The sequence below is a fragment of the Acinetobacter sp. ANC_7513 genome (genome assembly GCF_056779915.1).
In genome coordinates this window covers 1-25860 of the sequence record NZ_JBWYIW010000007.1, presented here as the reverse complement: position 1 = coordinate 25860, position 25860 = coordinate 1, and the positions used below count along the sequence as shown (strand labels likewise).

Genomic DNA, 25860 nt, shown 5'->3' with positions numbered 1-25860 from the left:
GGAGCTATAAAAGCTGTTAGAATGCGCAGTTATATTATTTTTTATATTTGTTGCTTTGAGAGTTACTATGTCACTGGAAGCCCTGACCACTGAAGCGCTCGCTGCCATTGCAGCAGCTCAAGACCTTGCAACACTCGATCAGGTTCGAGTGCAATTTACGGGTAAGAAAAGCCAGCTTGCTGAACAATCGAAAGCACTGGGTAAAATGGATCCGGAAGAGCGTAAGGTTTTTGGTGCGCAGATTCATTCAGTTCGAGAAGCGATTAATGGCGCATTAACTGAGCGTCAAACTGCATTACAAAAAGCTGCACTAGAACAAAAATTAGCAAGTGAACAGATCGACATCACGTTGCCTGGTCGTGGTCAACAGGTGGGCAGTATCCACCCAGTGACCCAAGTACAAGAGCGTATTTGTCAATTCTTCACGAAAGCAGGTTTTTCTGTTGCGACTGGTCCAGAGGTTGAAGATGACTATCACAACTTTGAGGCATTAAATATTCCTGGTCATCACCCTGCGCGTGCAATGCACGATACCTTTTACTTCGATGTAAACCATTTGCTTCGTACGCATACCTCTGGTGTACAGATTCGAACGATGGAAACACAGCAACCACCAATTCGTATTGTATGTCCAGGTCGTGTGTATCGCTGTGACTCAGACCAAACACATTCTCCGATGTTCCACCAGATTGAAGGTTTGTACGTTGCAGAAAATACGAGCTTTGCTGAGTTAAAAGGATTATTGGTTAATTTGCTGAATGAGTTCTTTGAAAAAGACTTGAAAGTACGTTTCCGCCCATCTTACTTCCCATTCACAGAACCAAGTGCTGAAGTCGACATCATGGATGAGCGAGGAAAATGGTTAGAAGTATTAGGTTGTGGCATGGTACATCCAAATGTTCTTCGTTCAGCGGGTATTGATCCAGACAAGTACAAAGGCTTTGCATTTGGTTTAGGTGTTGAACGTTTTGCAATGCTTCGTTATGGCATAAACGACTTGCGTATGTTCTACCAAAATGATGTGCGTTTCTTACGCCAGTTTGCTTAAAACTTTTTATTAAATCCTCTCCTAACTTGAGGAACTCCACAGAATCATTTGGGGTTCTCTCCCTTAGCAAAGGGGGTTAGAGGGAGGATTCTAGAGATTTGAATTACAGGTTTTATATCAATGAAAATTAGCGAAAATTGGCTACGCACATGGGTTAACCCAGCCATCGATAGCGATACTTTATCTGACCAACTGACCATGCTTGGCCTTGAGGTAGATGATTTATCTCCTGCTGCAAAACCATTTACAGGTGTGGTTGTAGGTGAAGTACTTACGGTAGAACAGCACCCAGATGCAGATCGTTTACGTGTAACGACTGTCAACATTGGTGTGGGTGAACCATTACAAATCGTCTGTGGTGCACCTAATGTACGTGCAGGAATGAAAGCACCCGTAGCAACCATCGGTGCAGTATTGCCAGGTGATTTTAAAATCAAAAAAGGTAAGCTTCGTGGTGTTGAATCACAGGGTATGCTGTGCGGTGCATCTGAAATTGATTTAGAAGATAAAATCGACGGTCTACTCGAGCTTCCCGCGGACGCGCCAGTCGGTGTAAACGTACGTGAATATCTAGACCTTGATGACAACGTGATTGATATTAGTATCACACCAAACCGTGGTGACTGTTTCAGTATTCGTGGGATTGCACGTGAAATTGGTGTGATTAACCAAGTTCCCGTGACTGCGCCTGAAATTAAAGAAGTGGCTGCAACGATTGCTGATGAAAAGAAGGTCGTTGTATCTACTGAAGGTTGCCCACGTTACTTAGGTCGTGTGATCAAAAACGTCAACACCAAAGCGCCAACTCCTGAATGGATGGAGCGTGCACTGGCTCGTTCTGGTATCCGTCAGCACAGTATCTTGGTTGATATTACCAACTATGTATTAATGGAGTTGGGTCAACCGCTTCACGCATTTGATGGTGGTAAAGTTCAAGGTGCGGTACACGTTCGTCAAGCAACTGCAGGTGAAAAACTTGTTCTCTTGAATGAGCAAGAAGTTGAAATGCAAGACAACGTGATGGTGATTGCAGATGACGAAAAAGCATTAGCAATTGCGGGCATCATGGGTGGCTTGTCTTCATCGGTGACAGACGCAACGACTGAAATCTTCCTTGAATCAGCATTCTTTGCACCACTTCATATTGCGGGTCGTGCGCGTAGCTTCGGTTTACATACAGATGCGTCTCAGCGCTATGAGCGTGGAGTAGATTTCGAACTTCCAATGATCGCAATGCACCGTGCATCTCAGTTGATTTCTGAGCTTGCAGGTGGTGAATTTGGTCCAATTACGGTAGCAGAAAATCCAGCAGTATTACCAACACGAGAAGCAATCGAGCTTGAGCAGGCGCAAGTTGATCAACTTCTTGGTTATAAAGTTGACTCTGACTTTATTACTGATGCGTTAACACGTCTAGGTTGTCAGGTAGCAATTAAAGCACAAGGTCAATGGTCTGTCGTACCGCCATCACATCGTTATGATATGGCAATCTACCAAGACTTAATTGAAGAGGTTGCGCGTATTCATGGTTATGACAACATTCAAATCAGCTTGCCTGTGATTGATGTGAAACTTGCAAAATACCAAGATCAATTTGAAGTTGCACAATTACGTCAAACTTTGGTTGCACTTGGTTATCAAGAGGCAATCAGCTTTAGTTTTGCTGATCTAAAACTTGAAAAACAGTTAAATCCAAGTGTAAATCCTTTGGCATTGGCAAATCCAATTTCAAGTGATTTGGCTGTAATGCGTTCGACTTTACTTTCAAGCTTAATTCCTTGTGTCCAATACAACGTTAATCGTCAACAAAGTCGCGTACGCTTCTTTGAGCTTGGCTTACGTTTTGATTATCAAGAAGCCACCAGTATTCATGATCTTAAGCAAATACCTACACTTGCGATTGTGGCAACAGGTGCGAAGAATCAGGAATCTTGGCATGCTAAACCTCAGCCAATGGATTTCTTCGATTTTAAAGGTGAAATTGAAGCTGTATTGGCGGCTGGGCGAGTTCAAGTAGAATATGTGCGTTCAGAGCGTTCATGGTTACATCCAGGTCAATCTGCTGAAATTTTAGTGGACGGACAATCAATTGGTTATATTGGTCGTTTACATCCATCGCTTGAAGATGAGCTTGATCTCGCAACGACATGGGTAGCAGAACTCGATCAATCGTCTGTTTTGCAAACTTATGTATCTAATTTTACAGAATTATCACGATTTCCTTCAGTGAGACGTGATATTGCAGTTTTAATTAGTGATAAGATTAATGTTAGTGAAATTCAGCAACTTATCGAAAAAACTGGAGGAGAGTTACTTGATTCTTCTTGGTTATTCGATGTGTATACGGGTCAAGGTGTAGAAGAGGGTAAACGTTCATTGGCGTTTGCACTTTTATGGCAGCATCCGAGTCGCACGCTTGAGGATGCTGAAATTAAATCTGGTATGGATAATATTTTACAAGTGTTAGAAAACACTTACCAAGCGACATTGAGGGCCTCATGACAGCATTAACAAAAGCAGAAATGGCTGATCATTTGAGTGAGCTGACGAGTTTAAATCGTCGTGAAGCTAAACAAATGGTTGAGTTGTTTTTTGATGAAATTAGCCAGGCATTAATTGCAGGTGAACATGTCAAATTATCGGGTTTTGGTAATTTCGAACTGCGTGACAAGCGTCAGCGTCCAGGGCGTAATCCAAAAACAGGTGAGGAGATTCCTATTTCTGCACGCCGTGTAGTGACCTTCCGTGCTGGTCAAAAGTTTAGACAGCGTGTAGGGACAGAGCAAGTCGATTAATCGCTTGATCAAATAACATTAAAAAAACCTGAGCTCAGCTCAGGTTTTTTTATGCTCTTAACTTTATGCGTATTCATAAAATTCAGCGCATAAAAAAAGAGAACCAAAGGTTCTCTTTTTTTCGAATAATCTAAACTTTAGATTATTGAGCAGCAGAAGCAGCAGCAGTAGCGTCAGCAGCAGCGTCAGTAGCTTCAGCAGCAGCATCAGTAGCTTCAGAAGCAGCAGCGTCAGCTTGAGCAGCAACTTCAGAAGAAGCTTCAACAGCAGCAGCGTCAGCAGCTACAACAGCTTCAGAAGCAGCTTCTACAGCTTCAGATGCAGCAGCGTTTGCATCAGCAGCAGCTTCTTCAGTTTTTTTAGCACAACCAACGAAAGCTAAAGTAGTAGCAACGGCAGCAGCAATAGCAATTTTTTTGAATAACATGGCATCACTCTCATTAAAATAAATTGAGACAAAAAACCCGGTTAGTCTGTTGTGTGCTTTTATTATTCCTAACGTTAGTAAGGTTAATAACGCATGGAGCAGCCTAACTGGTATGCCGACATGCTATCACTGAGTATTTTGAATTACTACTAGGCGAAATGAAAAAATGCTTAAAAAATGAGAAATTTGACCCTATTTTTAACAGAAAATTACAATCATTTTTGCATTTTGAATTGGATAAATACTAAGTAAATACTTAAAAAATAAAGGGAATTAAAATACAAGATGATAAAAATCACATACTTGCAAGAAAAGTTACATTCAAAAGTCGGTATTGTGTATTTATGTAAATGGTGTCAACCCAAATAAAAGGCCATCAGTAAATGATGGCCTTTTGCGTATTAGTTGGCAGCTTTGCGTTTCATTTGATCGAAGAAATCATCATTGGTCTTGGTTTCCTTCATGCGATCAAGTAAGAATTCCATCGCAGCAAGTTCATCCATAGGATGGAGAAGCTTACGTAAAATCCAAACCTTACGAAGTTTATCTTCATCCATGAGGCGTTCTTCACGACGTGTACCAGATTTCTTGATATTCATCGCAGGGAATACACGTTTCTCAGCAATACGGCGATCAAGCGTAATTTCTTGGTTACCTGTACCTTTGAATTCTTCGTAAATTACTTCATCCATTTTACTGCCAGTTTCAATCAAAGCAGTAGAAATGATCGTAAGTGAACCACCTTCTTCGATATTACGTGCAGCACCGAAAAAACGTTTTGGACGTTCTAAAGCGTGGGCATCAACACCACCAGTTAAAACTTTACCTGATGATGGAATAACCGTGTTATATGCACGTGCTAAACGTGTAATTGAGTCAAGCAAAATAACAACGTCTTTTTTGTGTTCTACCAAACGTTTCGCTTTTTCAATCACCATTTCAGCGACTTGAACGTGACGTGCAGGTGATTCATCAAATGTTGAAGCAACAACTTCACCACGAACGGTACGTTCCATTTCTGTTACTTCTTCTGGGCGCTCATCAATGAGAAGAACGATTAGGAAGCATTCAGGATTATTACGAACAATAGATTGAGCAATGTTTTGGATTAACATTGTCTTACCAGCTTTAGGTGGTGCAACAATTATTGAACGTTGACCTTTACCAATTGGAGCAACTAAATCGACAACACGCGCAGTTAAATCTTCAGTCGAACCATTTCCTAACTCCATCACTAATTGTTCAGTTGGGAATAAAGGCGTTAAGTTTTCGAAAAGAATCTTATTGCGAGAGTTTTCTGGCGTGTCGTAGTTAATTTGATTCACTTTTAAAAGTGCAAAATAACGTTCGCCTTCTTTTGGTGGACGAATCGTACCTGTAATCGTATCCCCAGTGCGCAAATTGAAGCGGCGAATTTGAGAAGGGCTGACATAAATGTCATCTGGACCCGCAAGGTAAGACCCTGCTGCAGAACGTAAAAAACCGAAACCATCAGACAGAATTTCAAGAACACCATCGCCGAAAATTTCTTCACCATTCATAGCATGGCGTTTCAAAATGGCAAAAATAATGTCTTGCTTACGGTTACGTGCCATTCCTTCAAGGCCCATGAACTCAGCAATTTTGATGAGTTCGCCTATCGGTTTTTTCTTGAGTTCAGTTAAGTTCATAAATGGTCGATTGAATAAAAAGGAAGTGTGGAACACAGATAGAATAGAAGCAAAAGACATCCGCAGTGCAAGAAAAGAGCAGCAATTGATTTGCACAATAACAAACTCAGAATCTAGTAAGTTCTTTCGAGGAGAAATGTGTAAACAATTTCTTTAGCCGAGCGGCGATCTTATGTTTTGTGTATTGTAAGAAACGAGGAGAAATTGTCCAAGTGTTTCTTGATCATGCAATATAAGTGAGATATGGCTCTTTGTCAATTTTACCGTCAAAAAAAGCGCCAAAAATTTGACGCTTTCAAGGCAATTAAAATTGAAAGAATTAGATATTTTCTTCAATAAAAGCTGCAAGTTTAGATTTAGGAGCTGCACCAACTTGTTGAGCAACAACTTCACCATTTTTGAACATCAATAAAGCTGGGATATTACGAATATTGTAATTTACAGCAGTTTGTTCGCATGAAGTTACGTCAACTTTTACGATTTTAACCTTACCTTCGTATTCAGTTGCTAAAACTTCAAGTACAGGAGCAATAGCTTTACATGGCGCACACCAGCCTGCCCAAAAATCAACAAGAACTGGCGTGTCAGAATTTAAAACGTCAGCTTCAAAATTAGCATCAGTTGTATTAACAATATTAGCAGACATGGAATTTGCTCCGAATAATTTTTTGAAAACGGTCTATCTATGTATATAAGTATTACATAGACCACTTTAACAAAGTAGGGGATAGGGTTTATTTTCGGACTAAATTCTGTAAATGTCTAATTGATGCTCACGATTTCCATGATCGGTGTAACACAATTGTCATATATGATGATTTTTTAAATAGTCGTTAAATTGACTAAATAAATGGCTTTTAAATTACAGTTATGTGAATTAATCTAGGCACAATTCTGGTTGAACTTAGCGCAACAATGTCTGATTTTTTGATTGATGAAGAACTCCTTGCAGCCATTGATATGGGCTCAAACAGCTTCCACTTGGCGATTGCTCGAGTTGATCATGGTGAGGTAAAAAAAGTCGCATCGATGTCTGAAAAGGTCCAATTGGCCGCAGGTTTAGATGAAAATAAAAATTTGACAGAAGCTGCTCAACAACGTGGTTTAGCATGCTTAGCTCGATTTGTAGGGCGCCTAAGTTCAGTCCAATCCAATCGCTTAAGAATTGTCGCCACCAATGCGTTGCGCCAAGCTAAAAATGGGCATGAATTCATTCAAAAAGCAGCTGAAATTCTGCCTAAACCTATTGAAATTATTGCTGGTCGTGAAGAAGCACGTTTAATTTATTTAGGTGTATCACATACTATGGCGAACAGCGGTCGCCGTTTGGTGATTGATATTGGTGGTGGCTCGACTGAGTTAATCATTGGTGAAGAGTTTGAGCCGATTCATACTGAATCCGTGCAAATGGGATGTGTTGCATTTACGAAGGCCTATTTTGCAGACGGCGATATTAATCCAAAAGCTTTCGATCGTGCGGTGACTGCTGCACGCAAAGAAATCTCGGGTATCGCGACAACTTATCGTGCGGCAGGATGGGATACTGTTGTTGGTTCAAGTGGAACCATTAAAGCCTGTCGTCAAATTGCGGTAAATATGGGCTGGAGCGATGATCAGGAAAACTTGACGCGTGAAGGCTTGGAAAAACTTAAAGATAAATTACTCAAATACAAACATATTTCAGACATGGAATTTGAAGGTCTTAAGGAAGATCGTCGTGCAGTCCTACCTGCGGGTATTGCGATTTTATACGCTGTATTTGAAGTTCTTCAAGTTGATAAACTGGTCTATTCAGATGGCGCCTTACGAGAAGGTGTAATGTATGATTTACTCGGGCGTTTCCAGCATGAAGATATTCGAGATCGTAGCGTACAAGCCTTGATGGGGCGTTATGGTGCTGATCAAAAACAAGCAGAACGTGTTGTTGAAACGGCTCAACAATTATTTGATAGCGTGGCAGGAACGCTTGGTCTAAATAATGACGATAGTGATTTGCTACGTCGAGCTGCTTATCTTCATGAAATAGGTTTAGCGATTAGTCATAGTGGTTATCATCGTCATGGCGCATATTTGCTTCAGCATTCTGACATTGCTGGTTTTTCACAAATTGATCAAAATCATTTGTCACATTTGGTCGCTCATCATCGCCGTAAATTGCGTGCTGAAGCAAAAAATGATGTGACGAAAGTCGGTGGAATTAAACTTGTCTATCTATGTTTGCTCCTTCGTCTCGCAATTTTGCTGAATCACAGCCGAAGCGATGAGATGCTTCCTGCCATTGAATTAAAGATATTAGATGAGCAACAATGGCAACTGAAAGTTTCTGGTGATGCAAAACAATGGCCTTTGTTGGTTGCAGAGCTGCATGATGAGCAGGTGCAATTTAAACATTGGGATATCGTTTTGAATATTCAGTCGGAACAATTTATTGGCTAACAAAAGCTGATAAACGAATTTTATTAGTTAACTACGTTATAGTTAATTTAGGGATATTCATCGACTTATGAAAAATAAAGCTGCTCAATCTAAAGCATGGAAAACGGTTCAAATTGCGCGTCATCCAGATCGCCCACAATTTTTAGATTATGTGAGCGAAATTTTTACAGAATTTGATGCACTTCATGGTGACCGTTTATATGGTGATGATGGTGCAATGGTTGGCGGTTTAGCGCGTTTTAATGGTCAGGCTGTGATGGTGGTTGGTCAACATCGTGGTCGTAGTACACGTGAAAAGTTACAGCATAATTTTGGGATGAGTAATCCAGAAGGCTATCGCAAGTCTCAGCGTTTACTTGATATGGCTGAACGCTTTAATCTTCCAGTTTTCACATTTATTGACACCATGGGTGCATACCCTGGTGTTGGTGCTGAAGAGCGTGGACAAGCAGAAGCAATTGCTACGAGCCTAGCTCAGCTCTCAAGTTTAAAAGTACCTGTCATCGCGACTGTTCTAGGCGAGGGTGGTTCTGGCGGCGCATTAGGCATTGGCGTTGCAGATCGTGTGATTATGCTCTCTCACAGTATTTACTCTGTGATTTCACCTGAAGGTTGTGCCTCAATTCTTTGGAAAACTGCTGAAAAAGCTGAGCAAGCGAGTGAAGCACTTGCACTCACTGCGGATAAACTGAAAGAACTTGGTATTGTTGAGTATGTTGTAGATGAAGGTGAGGGTGCTCATCTTCAGCCAGACGTAGTCATGGATAAATTAAAACATGTGTTACAAGCTGCACTTGATGAGCTTGTTCCAATGGATGCAAATGCAAGATGCGAAGCACGTTACCAACGTTTAATGAAGTTTGGCAGCGACAATTCAGGTCTAGCTTCTTAAAACAAATTGCCAAATTTGGTGATGAACACACGTTCTTAGTGGGATGCAGTGGCGGCATGGATTCCATGCTGTTGCTGTATATCATGTCTCAATTAATTCCCCAAAAAATCCGTGCGATTAATATTAACCACCAGTTGCAATCTGCAAATCAGGAATGGGCTGAATTCGTCCATCAATTTTGTATAGCAGCGCACATCCCTGTGGTTCTCGAGACAGTTCAAGTTGCTGAGGGGAATTTGGAACAGCAAGCTCGAGCAGCACGCTATCAAGCTTTTAAACATCATTTATCCGACACAGATATTTTAGTACTGGCACATCATCAGCAGGATCAAGCTGAGACCGTATTATTACGTTTGTTCTCTGGTGCTGGAATACAGGGGTTGTCCGCGATGAAATTATTAGATTCACGTGAAGACATCATTATTTGGCGACCATTATTGAATCTAAGTCGTGAGCAGATTTGCCAATGGGTAGAACAACTCAAATTGCCCTACGTGGATGACCCGACCAATTTTGATACGCATTATGATCGAGCTTGGTGCCGTCATGAGCTTTGGAATATTTTGCAAAGCCGATTCCCTAAAATGCAACAGGCGATTGTGAGAACTAGTGTGCTGATGCAAGATGCGGATGAAATTTTGCAAGAGGTTTTACAGCAAGATTTGGCGTTCTGTGGCGATGATGATCATCTAGATTTACGACAACTCAATCAATTAAGTTTAGCAAGAAGAAGACAACTTTTATCCAATTGGATGAAAGGTAAGGATCAATACCGTCCTGCATTTGAGATGGTAGAGCGGTTGACTGAAGAAGTTATTTTGGCGAAACCTGATGCACAAGCAGCATTGCATTGGAATGGACAATATTATGTTCGTTTCCAAAACATCTTATATCGAGTTGCTAAGGATGAATACTTAGCAGAATCGAATACAACTGATTCAGAAATAAAATTTGAAATCCAGCAAGTTGTAAATTTAGCTTCGGGTCAATTTAAGATCTGCCAACATCAGGAAGAGTATGGTCTGCGTACAGAACTTTTAAATCAGCCTTTGACATTGCATTATCGTCAAGGTGGGGAAAAAGTCCATTTGCATGGACGTGTGGGGAAATGGCCATTAAAAAAAGCAATTCAAGAGGCACAAATTTTTCCATGGAAGCGTCATACTATTCAAATTTTAAGCTTAGATAATGTTATGCTTGGTGTTTTCACGCCAAAAGGGTTTTGGCTGGCTGAATCAGAGTATTGTGAAGTCGGTGGTTGGCAGCCAAAGTTAGTTTCATCGCTATAAAATCAAGGTTGAGAGTCGTTCATGAGTGTTGCGTTAAACTGTAATATTTGTTTCATTGGTGGTGGTAATATGGCTCAAGCCCTAATTGGAGGGTTGATTAGTCGTGGTTTACCAACAACGCGTATTACAGTTTCCGATCCTGTAGAACGTGTGAGAGAGTTATTAAAAGAAAAAGAAATTCAAGTTACAGACAATAATGAAGACGCGATCCAAAATGCTGATGTTGTTGTTCTGGCGGTGAAACCACAAGTACTGGCACAAGTTCTTAAACCGTTAAAAGATAAATTTGAGAATAAGTTAATTGTTTCGATTGTAGCAGGAGCTGAAATTGCAACGATTGCTGCATTAACGGGGACGGAGTTTATTGTTCGTGTCATGCCTAATACACCTGCATTGGTTCAAACAGGTGCCCATGGTTTATATGCTCATGACGTTGTTGACCAAGCAAAGCGTGAATTGGCAAGTCAGATTTTAGCTGCAACAGGCTTAACACTTTGGGTAAACTCAGAAGAGCAAATTGATGCAGTAACTGCGGTATCGGGGTCAGGTCCAGCGTACTTTTTCTATATGATGGAAAGTATGATTCGTGCTGGGAAAAATTTAGGCTTGGATGAGAAAACTGCAACAGCATTAACGCTACAAACAGCTCTCGGTGCTGCACAAATGGCGATCACCAGTTCTAATACGCCATCTGAACTGCGTAGAAATGTGACATCACCAAATGGTACAACTCAAGCGGCCTTGGAAGTTTTTGATCGAGCGCAAATTTCACAGAATATTCAAGCTGCTCTTGCGGCTGCAAAAAAACGCAGTCAGGAGCTCGCTCAGGAATTAAGTGATAGTTCTAAATAATTAAATTTTAGGAAAATTGAAGTATGGGTGCGAACTCTGCGCTATTTTTTGACATTATCATTAATGTTGCGATTTTATTGGTATTTTTCCGTTTTTTAATGCAATTGGCGGCAGTCAGTCCATATAACCCTGTTGTGCTATCGACAGTGAAAGCAACTAAAATTGTAGATGTGTTTGGGCGAATCTTGCCAACTGTGGCACAGGGGCGTGTAAATCTAGCAGCTTTAGTGCTGATCGTGTTGTTGTATTTTCTTAAGGTATTTGGCTATAAATATTTAAATTCCTTACCAACAGGCGATGCATTGTACTTTATTGGTTCAACAGTACTTTCAATGTTGCAGGCATTAATTTCAATTCTTAAATATTTGCTGTTTGCTTACATTATATGTAGTTGGATTTTGATGTTTTCACAAACACGTTCACCATATATTGAAGTGATTCAAGAATTAGCTGAACCGATGTTGGCACCATTCCGTAAAGTAATGCCAAATTTAGGGATGATTGATCTTTCTCCTATCCTTGCATTTTTTACACTTTATATTGCTGAAATCATGTTGAAATCAATTGGTTAAATCTAAATTGCGGATTTAAACAATCTCATAAAAAAGGACTCATTTGAGTCCTTTTTTACAATCTAAGAATCTTAGAAATTAGTGCGCTTCGCCCCAGTTTTTCCCTTTGCCGACTTCAACAACAAGTGGCACAGAGAGTTGAACAACGCCTTGCATTGCATCTGCGATTTTAATAGCGATCTCGTCAGCGATCGCTTCATCTACCTCAAACACTAATTCATCGTGAACTTGCAATAATAATTTGGCCTGATCTTTAGGTAAAATTTTATCTACTTCGATCATTGCCATTTTTATAATCTCCGCAGCAGAACCTTGAAGAGGCGCATTAATTGCAGCGCGTTCAGCTGCCTTTCGAATCATCATATTGCGCGCATCGATATCTGGTGTGTATAAGCGTCGCCCTGTAATGGTTTCAACAAAGCCTTGTTCTAATGCGACTTGTCGTGTGCGTTGCATATATTCATAAATGCCAGGATAGCGATGGAAATATTGTTTAATGTAATTTTGAGACTCTTCGCGTGTGAATCCCAATTGACGTGTTAAACCAAACTCAGACATGCCATAAAGTAATCCAAAGTTGACGGCCTTGGCTTGGCGACGTTGATCATTGGTTACATCATCCAAAGCAATATTTAATACTTCTGCTGCAGTACGGCGATGAACATCTTGGCCGTGATTAAACGCGTCAACTAAAGCCTCATCTTGTGAAAAATGTGCCATAAGACGTAGTTCAATTTGTGAGTAATCGGCAGCAAGTAAAACCCGACCTTCAGGTGCAACAAAAGCTTTTCGGATTTGACGACCGATCTCTTCGCGAATTGGAATATTCTGAAGATTAGGATCAGTAGAAGATAATCGTCCAGTTGCGGTTAAAGCTTGATGGTAGCTGGTATGAACACGATGACTTTCGTTATTGGCTTGTTTGATTAAACCGTCAGTATAGGTACTTTTTAATTTAGACAAGCCACGATATTCTAAAATAAGTGCAGCGATCGGGTGATCAATTTTCTCAAGAATGCTTTCGCTAGTACTGTATTGACCTGTTGAAGTTTTCTTACCACCTTTTAAACCTAACTTATCAAAAAGAATATCACCCACCTGCTTAGGTGAGCTGACATTAAAAGGTTGACCAGCGATTTCGATAATCTGATTTTCTAACTCTAGAATTGTATTAGAAAATTCTTGACCCAATTGATCGAGGAAACTCAAATCGAGCTGAATTCCATTTTCTTCCATCGTCGTCAGAACTGCAGCTGTCGGCATTTCGATTTGATGAAGAATATTGAGAAGCTCTGGGATTTCTTTAAGCTTACGCTCCAATACCTCATACAAACGATAGGTTACATGGGCATCTTCAGCGGCATAATGAGCTGCTGTTTCGATTTCAATTTGATTAAAGGTTTTTTGTTTAGCACCTTTGCCCGCCACTTGTTCGTAAGTGGTGGTTAAGTGGCTAAGATAAACGCGCGCAACGTCATCCATACCATGGCGCGTCGCCACAGCATTGAGCACGTACGAGGCAAGCATGGTGTCAAAGTACCAGCCTTGTAAATGAATTCCATGATTTTCGAGAATATGAGCATCATATTTTAAATGATGACCAATCTTCTCAATCTCAGCATTTTCTAAAATTGGTTTGATTTGCGCAAGAATAGCGTCGCGATCCAATTGCTCTGGAGCACCTTCATAATCGTGAGCAAGCGGAACGTAATATGCATCTTGGGCATCAAATGCCACAGAGAAGCCTACCATCTCTGCAACACGATAATCTAAACTTGTGGTTTCAGTATCGAAAGCAAAGCGTTTCTCAGTAGTCAATCTTTGAAAGAGTTTTTCCCAATCCGCTGGTGTTAAAACGGTATGGTAAGTTGCCTCGCCAAGCTGATCATCTACACTAGTTTGAACCGCTTGGTCTTCGATTTTCGATGTTGCAGTACTCGGTTTTGCGATAACTTGACTTGATTGTTTATACGCAGCACTATTTGGATTGTTGGGATGATCTAGAGACTGAAGTTGATTTCTAAACTCAAGTTCGGTGTAAAGCTGACGTAACTCTGCAACATTTGGATCTCGGAGTTTAAGATCATCGTAGGTCAGATTCATGTCTAAGTCACAAACAATACTTGCTAGCTGATGATCTAGCGCAATACCATCTGCATTGTCTTTAATATTTTGGCCTACTTTGCCTTTAATTTTATCGACATTTTCAAGAATTCCGCCTATTGAACCATATTCATTCAGCAGTTTAGCCGCAGTCTTTGCCCCGATACCAGGAACGCCCATGATGCCGTCAGAGGCATCTCCCATGAGGGTTAAATAATCAATAATTTGGTTCGGCCAAACACCAAACTTTTCAAAAACGCCATTCACATCCATGGGCTTGTCTTTAAAACTGTCTTCAAGTGTCACTTTGTCCGTGACCAATTGAGCCATGTCTTTATCGCCTGTGGAAATCAAGACTTGATAGCCTTCTTTTTCTGCACGTTTTGCCAGCGTACCGATGATATCATCGGCTTCCGCACCAGGTATGGCATGGAGTGGGATACCTAAAGCACGAATTAAATTATGTAAATACGGAATTTGTTGAGCGAGTTCGTCAGGCATGCTCGGTCGATCCCCTTTATATATTGGGGAAAGTTGATGACGGAAAGTTGGTTCAGGTGTGTCAAAAATGACAGCCATGTGTGTAGGTTGAACACGACGCATTAATTTTTGGATAGCAGAAATAGCTCCGCGAATTGCGTTGGTTTGTAAACCTGTTGACGTCGTTAGCGGTGGTAGTGCGTGATAAGCACGAAATAAAAAATATGACCCATCGACCAAGACAAATGGTGGCATTGAAACGTTCCTAATCCAATTAACTTTTTTATTGTACGTGATTTTCAGCAGTTGCGCTGATACAAGATTTGCAATCAAGTGTACAGAATATGCGATGAAAAACGCAAAATGCCAATTCTTGCTGAGGTATCATCAATCTAGTTAAAAAGGAATGATGTGTATGCTGAAGCAACATAGTGAAATAAAAATGATTTGGTTGATGCTACTCATCATAGTAGCGATCAGTGCTTGGGTTCTAGCGTTGCCGATCATTACGTTTTTATGTGTTGCTGCATTGATCATAAGTGTTATGCAATATGCCCATCATGTTGAAAAACCGCTTACCAACATTGAGCAACAGACTCATTATTCGAAGCAGAATACATCACGATTGCCCTTATATATTTCGTCATTTCTTGCACTAATTGGCAGCTTGTTCGATTGGACATGGTTGGTTGGATTAGGTTTAACACTCTGGATTTATTTTTTTCTAAACTGGTTGCGCCAACTTGAGGGACGATTAATTCAAATCGGTGCTTTGCAGGAAAAGCTAATAAAACTAGATCGAGACGATCAGACCAGCACCACAAGTATTTTACAAGATTCAGAGGGAATCCAGACAAATCAGCAGCATGATTTGGGTTTTTGGATGCAAATCAGACGATGGATCTTTCATGGGAATCCTGTTCTCAAAGTTGCGATTACCGTCCTAGTGATTGGGGTCGTCTTATTATTGAGATATATGGTTGAACATTGGACCTTAAGTCTTTCAATCAAACTTTTGGCTGTTGCTGTCATCGCCGTCATATGTGTTGCCTTTGGTTATCATATACAGAAAAAAAACCGCGGCTTTGGTCTTGCTTTACAAGGACTGGGTTTTGCGGGATTGTTATTAAGTATTCTATTTGCTTATCAGTATAATCTGTTAAATCTCATTAATACGATTACGCTTTACAGCTTGAGCATGCTGTCGTTGGTCATGCTGATTTTAAAACAGCGGTCAGTGGAGCTTTCCCTGATGGGAGTTTTGGTTGCTTATATTGCACCGTTCACATTACCTCATGCAGATTTTTCCTCAGCTCAATTACTGTCTTATTATCTAGCGGTCAATTGTGTTGTAGGTGTAATTTGTACATTACATCCATGGAAAATACTCACTCAAATAGCGTTGCTGCTCATTATTGTTATCGGTGGTGGTTATGCCTTTTTGAATGGCGGTGTTGCAGAGAGATTCGTTTTATCCTGTCTAGTTATTGCACATGCGAGTGTATTTATTTGGTTGGGTTTCAGATTTAACCAGCTCGCTACACATCAAAATCAAGCTCATTTAGGTCAGCGTATTATTGACTCCGCATTGATGTATGTCAGTCCCTTGGTCGCATATGCATTTTTACATCTCATGTATTTAGATCAAACATCGGTTCAAATTGCCTTGTGTTTGGGTTTTGCATTGACTCACTTTGCGATTTTTAAAGTTGTGCAGCATGCGAAATTTGATACGGCGATTAAACAAAATTATTTAATGTTAGGTTTTATTTTTCTAAGTTTTGTCCCGCCGATCTTTATCCCACAAGTATGGAGTGTGATCGGGTGGATTTTTGAAGGACTGCTTATTTTAATGTGGGGTTTGCATCGTGAGTTTAGGGTAGGGCGAACATTAGGTTATGCGTTGTTAACAGTTGGATTATTTTCGTATGTATACTATTTGATCGAGTTAGCATCAATTCCAAATATCATCCCATGGTTACTAGGTCTAAGTTATATCCTTGCGATTGTGGTCTCCAATGTTGTCATGCGTTATCAAAAACAGCTGACACTGTCAGATAAAATTTTCCTGTCTATTTTTTCTTTTTTTGCGAGTCTTTTACTGCTTTATCAAGGTGTGGAAAGTTTTAGTGAACCGATGAGATTAATCTACACACTTGCATTCACAACTGCGATTTATTTTGCTGCTAATTTAGTCTTACAACCGCGCCAAGTAGTCTCATGGTCATGGTTATTACCAAAATGGTTGGGGCTGATTCCTATTGTAGTGTTCGCAGCTATTATGCTGATCGATCAATACACTCAAGGAGTCATCGTCTGGCAGTCATTTGGTGAGCAAGGCTTGTTTATCTTGGTTTGCTTGGGCCTGAGCTATCTGTGGTTAAAACCAATTTCAAATGCTCAGTACGAAAATGAATGGATCGCCTTTGGTGGACTCGCTTCTTTAGCTTGTGCCAGTGTGGGTGTAGTTTCAATGTCACCTATGATGGGAGCTGTTCTTTTACCTTTGATACTTTATGGCTATAGTGTTTCTAAAACAAAAGACTTGAATAAGCTTTGGTTAACTAAGACTAGCCTCATTTTATTGTTGTGCTGGATTGTCAGCTCACAAATTTGGGTGGTAGAACCCTTTTGGAAATATTTTATCCCAATCTTAAACCCTATTGATTTCGTCAGTCTGACTGGTTTGTGGGTGCTTATTCAGGTGCTTCGCAGTCAAATCAGAATGGGGCTAGAGCGAACACTTGGCGCATTCTTGATCTTACTCGCTGTGCTATGGGTAAGTAGTTATGTACTTCTTAGAGCCTTACATTTTTATTTTGCTACACCTTATAACCAGTGGATCATTTGGCAAGATTCTGCAGTGCAATTGGCGTTGACATTATTGTGGGTGGTCATGGCATTCATTGTGATGAAATATGCCGCTATCATCCATAATCGAGTGGTATGGATGTTTGGTGCAAGTATTTTGGCGATCGTGACTTTTAAGTTGGTGTTGTTAGATTTATCCCATATCGGCACTCTAAGTCGAGTTTTATCATTTTTAGGCGCGGGAGGATTAATGTTGATTATTGCGTACATCGCTCCAGCGCCAGAGCAAAAACGAGTAGAAGAGACTAATGCTTGATCCTGAGATCAAGCATTAACCTTAATTCATTATAATTTAGGCTCTCTTTTGATTTCCTTAGCATTGGCGTATTGGTCTATTTCCTCATCTGTTAACGAGGGTTGTGGAGGGCGATCAACAAAACCCATTTTAGGTACAGGAATTTCAATATGGTGATCAACAAAACCGTTTCGAATCCTCTCTTGCATTTCATCACGCACTTTTAAAAAGTTTTCCTGTTGGCACCAAATGGCGAATAACAATTCGATTGAAGATTCACGGAATGCGGTTACCGTTACAGCAGGTTTGGGATCTGCTAACACTAAAGGATAGCTGTTTGCCACTTTTAATAAAACTTCTCGTACTTTAATGATGTCTTCATGAAAGTTGATTGCAAGTGTAATGGGGATGCGCCGTATCGGGAATTTAGAAAGGTTGTGTACGGGAGCACGAATTAATTGCTCATTAGGTAAACGGACATAGACATTATCTTGAGTCAGTAATTTCACAGACAGTAAATCAATGGAGATCACTTCGCCTTCGATGGTATGTCCACGAATTAACGTAATTTGAATGGTGTCACCAATTTCAAAAGAACCTTCACCAATCAAGAATAAACCGCTAATCAAGTTCGTCGCAGAGGTTTGGGAGGCAAAACCCAGCGCTACGGTCAAGATACCAGCAGCACCTAGAAATACACTTAATTTAAAACCTGCTTCTTTTAAACTCGCCATCACAAAGATGAGGAAAATAAAATAAAAAATACCGCGCCGCCATACCAAACGCTGATGAGCATTAAATTTGGCGCCGATCGTTCTAACAAAAGTATTGGAAACGACTCGAGCAAAAAGGAATCCAATAAAGCAAAGCACAATCGCAATAATAATTTCAGTTAAGCGATCCGTATTGATATTGGTAAATATACTTTTGAGGCTATCAGCAATGGTGCCGGTAAGACTATCTGCCATATGCCCCCCTTAGAAGAATGAATCAAACATGTTAAATAAAGTACTACCTGGGGCACGTGCTGGATTGACATAAATTACATCACCTGCCAATGGTGGGGTGCGATTTTCAATACGAATACGTGCTGGTCGATCCATCCCTTCGTGAATGACTTTAATTTGTGACGTCCATAATCGCTCTGTACTTTCACTATAAAACAAAGGCAGGGCAGGAACAGGTACATTCATTCGATCGAAACGGAGTTGATGTCCACTGACATTGTGAAAGTCAATTGGAGTGACCGCACGAAATGCACGTGGACGAAGTTGTTTGAGTTCTGTGCGACCATCGACTGAAGTGGCGTAACACATTTCACCACTGCGTTGATCAGGACCGAACCATGTATCTTTAGGCATAATGACCGGTATATCGAATAATGGGGTCTTTTGACTTTCGACATAACCTGAAAGCCACAGAGGGGTACTAATATAAAGCGTGCCACGTTGACCAGCTGGAATGTAAATTGGGTCTACAGGACGGATCACCACAGATCGATCTGCAAGACGTGGTATCAATTGAATTTTAGGGTGAGTTTCCCTGAACATATAACGTTCAACATGTACTGGACGAGGAAATGAAAAATGGGGGTCATCCATTTCCTGCCACTTTTGTTCGTAGTCGTATTGAATTTGAGGACGGTAGTACTCCATGCGCCATTCTTGTAAGCCACGAGTGAGTCGAAAGAGCAATGAACCAAATTGCCAAGCACGCACTTGATTGAGTTCAAAATGCTGCTCACCCCACCACCTTAAAGTTGAAGGGTTTTGCTCAAGTTTCTGATCTAGAGACAATAGGGAATATCCTTAAATAAATTCATTAAAAAACTGTCTTCACGCTGTCAAATGCTTAGAGTACACTCGAGGTAATTTTAATCATGATTATCATCCCTTATGCAAGTACTTAAACAAATACAAATACCGTATAGTTTTGCAAAAAAGCATGGCGTTTTGTTGCGTTATGAAGGGGATCAAGTTTTTATTGTCCGTCGTCAAGATACAGCTTTGGTTGCTTTGCAAGAAGCACGCCGTTACGTGGGGCGTACAGCCCAATATCAATTGGCGACTGAACAAGATTTTAGTCAGTTACTCAGTTCAAGTTATGCTGGCGAGACAGGCGAGTCTCAGCAAGTGGCTGCTGGTTTAGAAGATCATCCTGACTTGTTAAGTTTAGCCGATCAAGTACCTGAAGCAGAAGATCTGATGGATCAGGAAGACGATGCTCCGATTGTTAAATTGATTAACGCATTATTGTCCGAAGCCATTCGAGTGAGTGCATCAGATATACATATTGAAGCTTTTGAAAAAAAGTTATCGGTTCGTTTACGTGTTGATGGGCAACTTCGAGAAATCGTGCAACCACGTCGTGAACTTGCCCCATTGTTAGTTTCACGTATTAAAGTAATGGCAAAACTTGATATTGCTGAAAAGCGAATTCCTCAGGATGGTCGTATCTCTTTACGACTGGCTGGTCGTGAGGTGGATGTCCGTGTTTCGACTTTACCCTCTTCACATGGTGAGCGCGTAGTAATGCGTCTTTTAGACAAGCAAGCAGGTCGTTTAAATATGACCCATTTGGGTCTCATGAAAGATGATTACGAGCGATTAACCCAATTAGTGCATCGTCCTCACGGTATCATTCTCGTGACCGGACCGACAGGTTCTGGTAAAACGACGACACTTTATGCTGCACTCTCGGATTTAAATGATGGATCTAAGAATATTTTGACCGCGGAAGATCCAATTGAATATCAACTTGAAGGTATTGGACAAACTCAGGTTAACACTAAAGTGGATATGACATTTGCGCGTGCATTGAAAGCGATGCTTCGTCAAGATCCCGATGTGGTGATGGTGGGGGAAATTCGAGATTTAGAAACTGCAGAAATTGCTGTGCAAGCATCTTTGACGGGTCACTTGGTATTGTCGACGTTGCATACCAATACTGCGATTGGTGCAGTGACGCGTTTAAAAGACATGGGAATTGAGCCATTTCTTCTGTCGAGTTCTTTAATTGGTGTGATTGCGCAACGATTGGTTCGTACTTTGTGTTCGCATTGTCATAGTTGGCGTGCCGCGGATGACTTTGAAAAAGAAATTTTTAAGAATGTCCATGATGGTATTGCGCTCAATCTGCCTCAACCAGAGGGGTGTGAACATTGTGCGCATACAGGTTTTAGTGGTCGTACCGCCATTTATGAAATCGTCCCTGTTGATGATGGAATGCGCCGTCTGATTCACGGGAATGCTGCAGAGTTTGAAGTTGAAAACTATGCTCGCCAGCAGTCAGGTTCGATACGTGATGATGGATTACGAAAGGTGCTTGAAGGTAAGAGTACATTAGAGGAAGTACTTCGAGTAACAAACGAAGCGGCGGAGTGATTCAGAGATTATTTAATAATTCTCGATAAAACGAAGAAGCGCTGATTTGAAATTAAGCCCGAAAGCTGAGGATTCAACAAAAGAGCCCAATCGGAGATGAAAGGGCTTCTTTTATATGGTTAAACAACTGATTTTAAATGGGTTCTAACATGAACTTAACCTACAACGCTAAAAAAGCTGAGATGCAATATGCATATCAGCGTGATTTTTAGGATTGAAACAACTGGATCAAAAAATCACATTCAAGGTCACATCAATATTGCCACGTGTTGCATTTGAATATGGACAAACGATATGAGCAGCATCTACTAGCTTTTGAGCTTGCTCTTTATCCAAGCCTTCCAGATGAATATTTAAAGTGGCTGCTATTCCAAAACCAGTTGGAATAGGACCAATACTCACTTCACCTTCAATATAAGCATCTGGTGTGATTTTCAATTTATCGCGGTTGGCAACAAATTTCATCGCACCTAAGAAACATGCAGAATAACCAGCAGCAAATAATTGCTCTGGATTTGTTCCACCACCGGGACCACCCATTTCTTTTGGTACAGCGAGCCGAACATCTAAAATTTGATCTGATGATGTAGCACGACCATCACGCCCACCAGTAGCTTTTGCATGTGCGGTATAAACAACTTTTTCTAATGACATGATTCCTTCCAGATAGAGTATAGGTGAATATCTATACTCTCTGATTTAAAAGGAATGATAAGCGGTAATTTTGTAAAGCTTGGTATTCAATTTTTTATGTGTGAGCAGGTTAAAGCTGAATAAGTTTACGATGCTGAATTAATGGCATCGATTCTCTAATTTTTTTCTGTTCATCGATGTCAAACGGAACTGTAATCATTTGAGCACCTTCTTCAGAGATGATATCTAACAATTGACCACGAGAATTCGCAGCACCAGAGTGACCCCAGGTTTGTCTTTTTTCACCGTGCCACCCTTGTTGAGCTGAGCCTAAAACTTGGCATTGACTATCCATGGCACGAGCTTGTAAAAGTAATTGCCAGTGCATTTGACCTGTCGTGTAAGTAAAAGCAGAAGGTGCTGTTAAAATATTTGCGCCTTGTGCGCGCAGCTTTAAAGCAAGTTCAGGAAAACGAAGGTCATAGCAGACCATTAAACCAATATTGCCAAATGGAGTTTTAGCAATGACGGTTTGATCACCTGGTTCAAAAAACTTAGATTCTTGATATCCACCTACCGCATCACCGACTTGAACATCGAATAAATGAATCTTGTCATAACGTGCTTCTGTCTTTTCAGGGCTAATACAAAGACTGGTTGTTCTGACACGACCATCTGGCACAATGGTGCCGTCTGGGCGAAAAGGACAGGGGAGTGTCCCAGCAACAATCCACATTTGATATTGATGAGCAAGTTGTTCTAAACGAGATTGTATTTCTTCAAATCGTTCAGCAGTCTCACGCTGTTTGCCTGCCGCAAAACAAACGAAATTCTCCGGGAAAACGATCAAGGAGGCCCCTTGATTCTTACTTTTTGCTAACAATGATTCAATGACTTGAAAGTTATTTTCAATATCATTTTGGGAGTTCATTTGGGTGACAGAAAGTAAGGTTGTCATGAGGTTCTCCTTAAGCGCTCAGTATGCTTAAGAGAATATCAGATGCTGTGATCGATGGTATCTTGTTGTTGTTCTAATTGTTTAACCAAAGGTTCGAACATATTTTGGTTATCAGCATTTAATTTCATTAATGTACGATGAGCATCTAATACAGTTGAAAGCATTGCATTATGTGTGATGTGTTCGTCCAATAAAGCGCGCGTGCACACATTCGGATCTCCGCAATAGTTTAAAATTACGAAAACCTGACCAAGACCCATACTGTTCGCAAGTGTAGTGATATCTGGGTTAGTAGATAACATAACAGCTTGAACTTGATGCACTTGTTTGAGCTTTAATCCAAGTTTTGCGAGGATTCCAAGCACAGTACTGTCTATGAATGTAGTTTGGGTTAAATCAACAATTGCGCCTACGACGTTTTGTTGTTGTTCAATCCGAGATAATAATTTATCAAGGCTTATACAAGATTGAGCGCGCACTTCTCCAATGAGTTTGAAAATGTGCGTACCATCCAAGCTTGCATATTCAACATGACCTGTTGACATATAAATGCCATTTGCAGAAAGGATGCTAAAATTATCACATAGCGCAAGTCGATACTCAAGTAGTCTTCAGTCGTAGATCGATTTATAAACAGCTACACTATTGATTATTAACTTAATTTAGACGTTGGAAGCTGAGTATTGCAATATCATCTGCAACATGTTCAGGAACTTCGAATGATTGATTTTGCAAGTGATAGACCAATTGTGTGAATTGTTCATTCAATCCACCATCAAAAGGTTCAAGTGCACCATCTGAGCAAATAATAAAACGAGCTCCACGATTCAACGTACATTCAAACTCTTCAATTTCGAGATCTTCAGTAAGACCTAAGGGAAAGCTGCTGGTGTTGAGGATGCGAGCATCCTGATTAGGTTCAAAGATAATTGCTGGAGGGTAATGCCCTGCGCTTGACCACTTAAGCTGGTGGGTCTCTAGATTCAATGTGCCTGCAATCATTGTAATATGCTTTTCGATGTTCTCTTGTAAAAGCATGCCATTAAGTTTTTTGAGGAGTTCTCGTGGGGTTTTCGATCTACCGTGAAATGCAGCCATCCAAGAGGTAAGAAGTGAGCTTGTTACACCATGTCCAGAAACATCAGCGAGATAAAATAAGATTTCACGATCACTGAGTTTCCAATAATCATACCAATCACCAGATAAGTAAGCTGACGGTTGAAATAAAGTCTCGACTTTATAATTAAGTAGGTCGATTGGGTTGGGTAATAGTTTTTTTTGTAATTCGGCTGCGGAGGGCAGGTCGCGGCTGTCCTGATTACGTTTGTATTTTGCTTCAATTTTAGCAATCGATTTTGCAAGGTCTTTTGGAAGACGATCCCAAATCCAGCCAGCGAGTGCACCAAGTTCCCATGCTTGCGAGAGTTGAAGTCCCTCATCTGCATGACCTATCACGATCGTAGGGAGGGTCCATTTATATTGCAGAAAATCATTAACATCACTAATGGCAATGATGGTTGAATCGTAAAGATGAAGATCATCTATATGAATCATTTGTAAACTCGGCAGAGCCTCTAGAACGCTATCTAGAAGATGGATGTCACGAGTGGGTTGAATGAAATACATAGATGAAAGAATCAATCCTAAATGCTTTATTTATAAAACTATCTTAGACGAACTTATATCGAACGCCAAGTTAAAGTCTAAAAACAGAAGATTTAGACTTTAACTTGCATATGGTTTCTATTCGGATTCCATAGACTCATCCATGAAGGATTCATCATCTGAAAAATCATCTTCAATAAATAGTCCAGAACCCGTTTCTAAACCGCGTTTTTCAGCAATAACATAGTTTTTTCGTTGTAAGTAGGCATCACGCATTGCTGCATACTTGTCACCTTGCAAGACTTGTTCAATCTCTAAAAGTTGAGCACGTGTATCTAATGCGCTAAGTGCCCAGTCACTATAATAGATGCGATCATGACCATCGAGTAAATATTTTTGAGGGCGTGCCTGACTATCCACTACGCGACCAACAGTATCACGGAGGGTGCTTGGTCCCATAAAAGGAAGAACGAGGTAAGGACCAGAAGGGACACCGTAATAGCCTAGAGTAGTTCCAAAATCCTCATCTTCCATTGGGAGAGATAAGCGACGTGCAGGATCAGCGAAACCAAGCGTTGTAATTGTATTTAATGTAAAACGACCAAACGTTTGTGCGGCACGTTTAAAGCGACCTTGAGCAACCTGATTTACAGCATTCCATGGCTCACCCAAATTGTCTCGGAAGCCACGTACTGAATCTCTAACTTGTTCTGGAACTTTATCAGCGTACTGCACGGCTATGGGGCGCAAGACATTTTGATCGACAACATCATTAAATGCGTAGATTTGTCTGTTTAAAGGTTGAAGTGGATCTTTTTCATTTTCAGGTAATGCTGCTGTTGCATTGACTTTGAAATTATCAATTTTTAAATTTTTTAAATCTTTGATAGATCCATTGGTGTTAACTGAATTTTCTAAAGCTGGTTGTGAAGCCTTAGCAATATCGTTGTTTAAAGGCTGGTTATTATCATTTGAGGTAGACAACTTATCAGATGTTGATAATGCAGTATCGTCAGCAATTTTATTGCCTGCAATCTCAGGTTGTTTGGCGTAAGCGGGTGCTGCTAAACCAATACTTAACATACTGACCCAAATAAGTTGAGAGTACTGCATAAAAACATCCTAGAATAAAAGCTGAATATTAGTCTTATTAAATAAATAGTAAGTACGAACAGAATAACGCCATTATAGCGAGAGTTGAAAGCAGTTTACTAAAGTATATTTGCACAAAAAATGTGAATTAACCGTGAAAAAAGAGTGATTTTGTAGAAAATATAATCACTTGTTAAGAAAATATAATTAAATTTTAAAAAAGAGGTTGCATTGGGGGAGGAATACTGTAGAATGCACATCCATCGGCGGTGATGTTGATTAAAACTTGTTGAAAAACAAGGGTTTAGCTGAATAGGTTGGATCTAAGTTTTGAGAATAAGTTAGAAAATAAATTAACATTGCTAGTTGACTTTCTGAAAAGAAAGGGTAATATAGCCGACCTAGCTTGATGCTGACGAAGCATTAAGAAGATCATTAAGAGATTATGAAGAACAACTTGTGTGGATTTTTACTGGTTGATTGATCGATATATATTATCATTGATAATTGGTAGAAATT

21 protein-coding genes are annotated in these 25860 nt (G+C 40.4%); 10 read left to right on the top strand and 11 right to left on the bottom strand.

All coding sequences use genetic code 11. The features are described 5' to 3' along the window. Positions 1-67 precede the first annotated feature (67 nt). From pheS to AC1M9B_RS08820, 3 genes are all read left to right on the top strand, one after another. The gene (gene pheS, locus AC1M9B_RS08830) at positions 68-1048 is read left to right on the top strand and encodes a phenylalanine--tRNA ligase subunit alpha (RefSeq protein ID WP_035265373.1); all 981 of its coding nucleotides are present in this window, start codon (positions 68-70) and stop codon (positions 1046-1048) included. Between the two features lie 120 nt (positions 1049-1168). Beyond that, the gene (pheT, locus tag AC1M9B_RS08825) at positions 1169-3550 is read left to right on the top strand and encodes a phenylalanine--tRNA ligase subunit beta (protein WP_481591521.1); all 2382 of its coding nucleotides are present in this window, start codon (positions 1169-1171) and stop codon (positions 3548-3550) included. Beyond that, the gene (locus tag AC1M9B_RS08820) at positions 3547-3843 is read left to right on the top strand and encodes an integration host factor subunit alpha (RefSeq protein WP_035265376.1); all 297 of its coding nucleotides are present in this window, start codon (positions 3547-3549) and stop codon (positions 3841-3843) included. The genes pheT and AC1M9B_RS08820 overlap by 4 nt, the downstream gene beginning before the upstream one ends. Positions 3844-3985: 142 nt before the next feature. Here AC1M9B_RS08820 and AC1M9B_RS08815 read toward each other — a convergent pair whose 3' ends face one another. The 3 genes from AC1M9B_RS08815 to trxA all read right to left on the bottom strand — a co-directional run bounded on the left by AC1M9B_RS08815 (position 3986) and on the right by trxA (position 6586). Beyond that, positions 3986-4270 (bottom strand): hypothetical protein, encoded by a 285-nt coding sequence (locus AC1M9B_RS08815; RefSeq protein ID WP_481608959.1) that lies wholly within the window; start codon positions 4268-4270, stop codon positions 3986-3988. Positions 4271-4671: 401 nt separating this feature from the next. Continuing rightward, positions 4672-5940: a transcription termination factor Rho gene (gene rho / locus AC1M9B_RS08810; protein WP_035268567.1), complete on the bottom strand. Its 1269-nt coding sequence runs from the start codon at positions 5938-5940 to the stop codon at positions 4672-4674. Between the two features lie 319 nt (positions 5941-6259). After that, entirely contained in the window at positions 6260-6586 is a 327-nt protein-coding gene (gene trxA, locus AC1M9B_RS08805; protein ID WP_035268564.1) for a thioredoxin, read from the bottom strand. Positions 6587-6855: 269 nt separating this feature from the next. Between trxA and ppx the strand changes: the two genes are divergently transcribed. The 5 genes from ppx (at position 6856) to AC1M9B_RS08780 (ending at position 11981) form a co-directional block, all read left to right on the top strand. Then, complete coding sequence (gene ppx, locus AC1M9B_RS08800) at positions 6856-8376, top strand: exopolyphosphatase (protein WP_035268561.1); 1521 nt, start codon at positions 6856-6858, stop codon at positions 8374-8376. A 67-nt stretch (positions 8377-8443) separates the two neighbouring features. Further along, positions 8444-9268 (top strand): acetyl-CoA carboxylase carboxyltransferase subunit alpha, encoded by an 825-nt coding sequence (locus tag AC1M9B_RS08795; RefSeq protein WP_035268558.1) that lies wholly within the window; start codon positions 8444-8446, stop codon positions 9266-9268. Next, complete coding sequence (gene tilS / locus AC1M9B_RS08790; protein ID WP_481591520.1) at positions 9205-10557, top strand: tRNA lysidine(34) synthetase TilS; 1353 nt, start codon at positions 9205-9207, stop codon at positions 10555-10557. Before AC1M9B_RS08795 ends, tilS begins: the two co-directional genes overlap by 64 nt. Positions 10558-10578: 21 nt before the next feature. Then, positions 10579-11409 (top strand): pyrroline-5-carboxylate reductase, encoded by an 831-nt coding sequence (gene proC / locus AC1M9B_RS08785; RefSeq protein ID WP_035268555.1) that lies wholly within the window; start codon positions 10579-10581, stop codon positions 11407-11409. 23 nt (positions 11410-11432) lie between these two features. Continuing rightward, complete coding sequence (locus tag AC1M9B_RS08780; protein ID WP_481591519.1) at positions 11433-11981, top strand: YggT family protein; 549 nt, start codon at positions 11433-11435, stop codon at positions 11979-11981. Positions 11982-12059: 78 nt separating this feature from the next. Here AC1M9B_RS08780 and polA read toward each other — a convergent pair whose 3' ends face one another. Continuing rightward, the gene (polA, locus tag AC1M9B_RS08775; protein ID WP_481596272.1) at positions 12060-14819 is read right to left on the bottom strand and encodes a DNA polymerase I; all 2760 of its coding nucleotides are present in this window, start codon (positions 14817-14819) and stop codon (positions 12060-12062) included. Positions 14820-14979: 160 nt separating this feature from the next. On the opposite strand from polA, the gene AC1M9B_RS08770 reads away from it, so the two are divergent. Further along, a complete protein-coding gene (locus tag AC1M9B_RS08770) occupies positions 14980-17691 on the top strand; it encodes a DUF2339 domain-containing protein (RefSeq protein ID WP_481591517.1) in 2712 nt (903 codons plus the stop codon). 29 nt (positions 17692-17720) lie between these two features. Here the strand turns inward: AC1M9B_RS08770 and AC1M9B_RS08765 are convergent, their stop codons facing one another. Together AC1M9B_RS08765 and AC1M9B_RS08760 are read right to left on the bottom strand one after the other, a co-directional pair. Further along, the gene (locus AC1M9B_RS08765; RefSeq protein WP_035268545.1) at positions 17721-18638 is read right to left on the bottom strand and encodes a mechanosensitive ion channel family protein; all 918 of its coding nucleotides are present in this window, start codon (positions 18636-18638) and stop codon (positions 17721-17723) included. A 9-nt stretch (positions 18639-18647) separates the two neighbouring features. Then, positions 18648-19466, bottom strand: a complete 819-nt coding sequence (locus tag AC1M9B_RS08760) for a hypothetical protein (RefSeq protein WP_092768367.1) — start codon at positions 19464-19466, stop codon at positions 18648-18650. Positions 19467-19565: 99 nt separating this feature from the next. Here AC1M9B_RS08760 and gspE point away from each other — a divergent pair, with 99 nt between their 5' ends. Continuing rightward, positions 19566-21053, top strand: coding sequence for a type II secretion system ATPase GspE (gspE, locus tag AC1M9B_RS08755; RefSeq protein ID WP_481608958.1), 1488 nt, complete (start codon positions 19566-19568; stop codon positions 21051-21053). A gap of 228 nt (positions 21054-21281) precedes the next feature. Here the strand turns inward: gspE and AC1M9B_RS08750 are convergent, their stop codons facing one another. The 5 genes from AC1M9B_RS08750 to AC1M9B_RS08730 all read right to left on the bottom strand — a co-directional run bounded on the left by AC1M9B_RS08750 (position 21282) and on the right by AC1M9B_RS08730 (position 25362). Next, positions 21282-21707: an organic hydroperoxide resistance protein gene (locus AC1M9B_RS08750; protein ID WP_481608957.1), complete on the bottom strand. Its 426-nt coding sequence runs from the start codon at positions 21705-21707 to the stop codon at positions 21282-21284. A 109-nt stretch (positions 21708-21816) separates the two neighbouring features. Continuing rightward, positions 21817-22644 (bottom strand): carbon-nitrogen hydrolase family protein, encoded by an 828-nt coding sequence (locus AC1M9B_RS08745; RefSeq protein WP_481587539.1) that lies wholly within the window; start codon positions 22642-22644, stop codon positions 21817-21819. Positions 22645-22682: 38 nt separating this feature from the next. Next, entirely contained in the window at positions 22683-23189 is a 507-nt protein-coding gene (gene gigB, locus AC1M9B_RS08740; protein ID WP_035268529.1) for an anti-anti-sigma factor GigB, read from the bottom strand. Between the two features lie 112 nt (positions 23190-23301). Beyond that, positions 23302-24270 carry an RsbU family protein phosphatase GigA gene (gene gigA / locus AC1M9B_RS08735; RefSeq protein WP_035268527.1) on the bottom strand — a complete coding sequence of 323 codons (969 nt, stop codon included), beginning with the start codon at positions 24268-24270 and terminating at the stop codon, positions 23302-23304. A 117-nt stretch (positions 24271-24387) separates the two neighbouring features. After that, positions 24388-25362 carry an MlaA family lipoprotein gene (locus tag AC1M9B_RS08730; RefSeq protein WP_481591515.1) on the bottom strand — a complete coding sequence of 325 codons (975 nt, stop codon included), beginning with the start codon at positions 25360-25362 and terminating at the stop codon, positions 24388-24390. Positions 25363-25860: the final 498 nt, after the last annotated feature.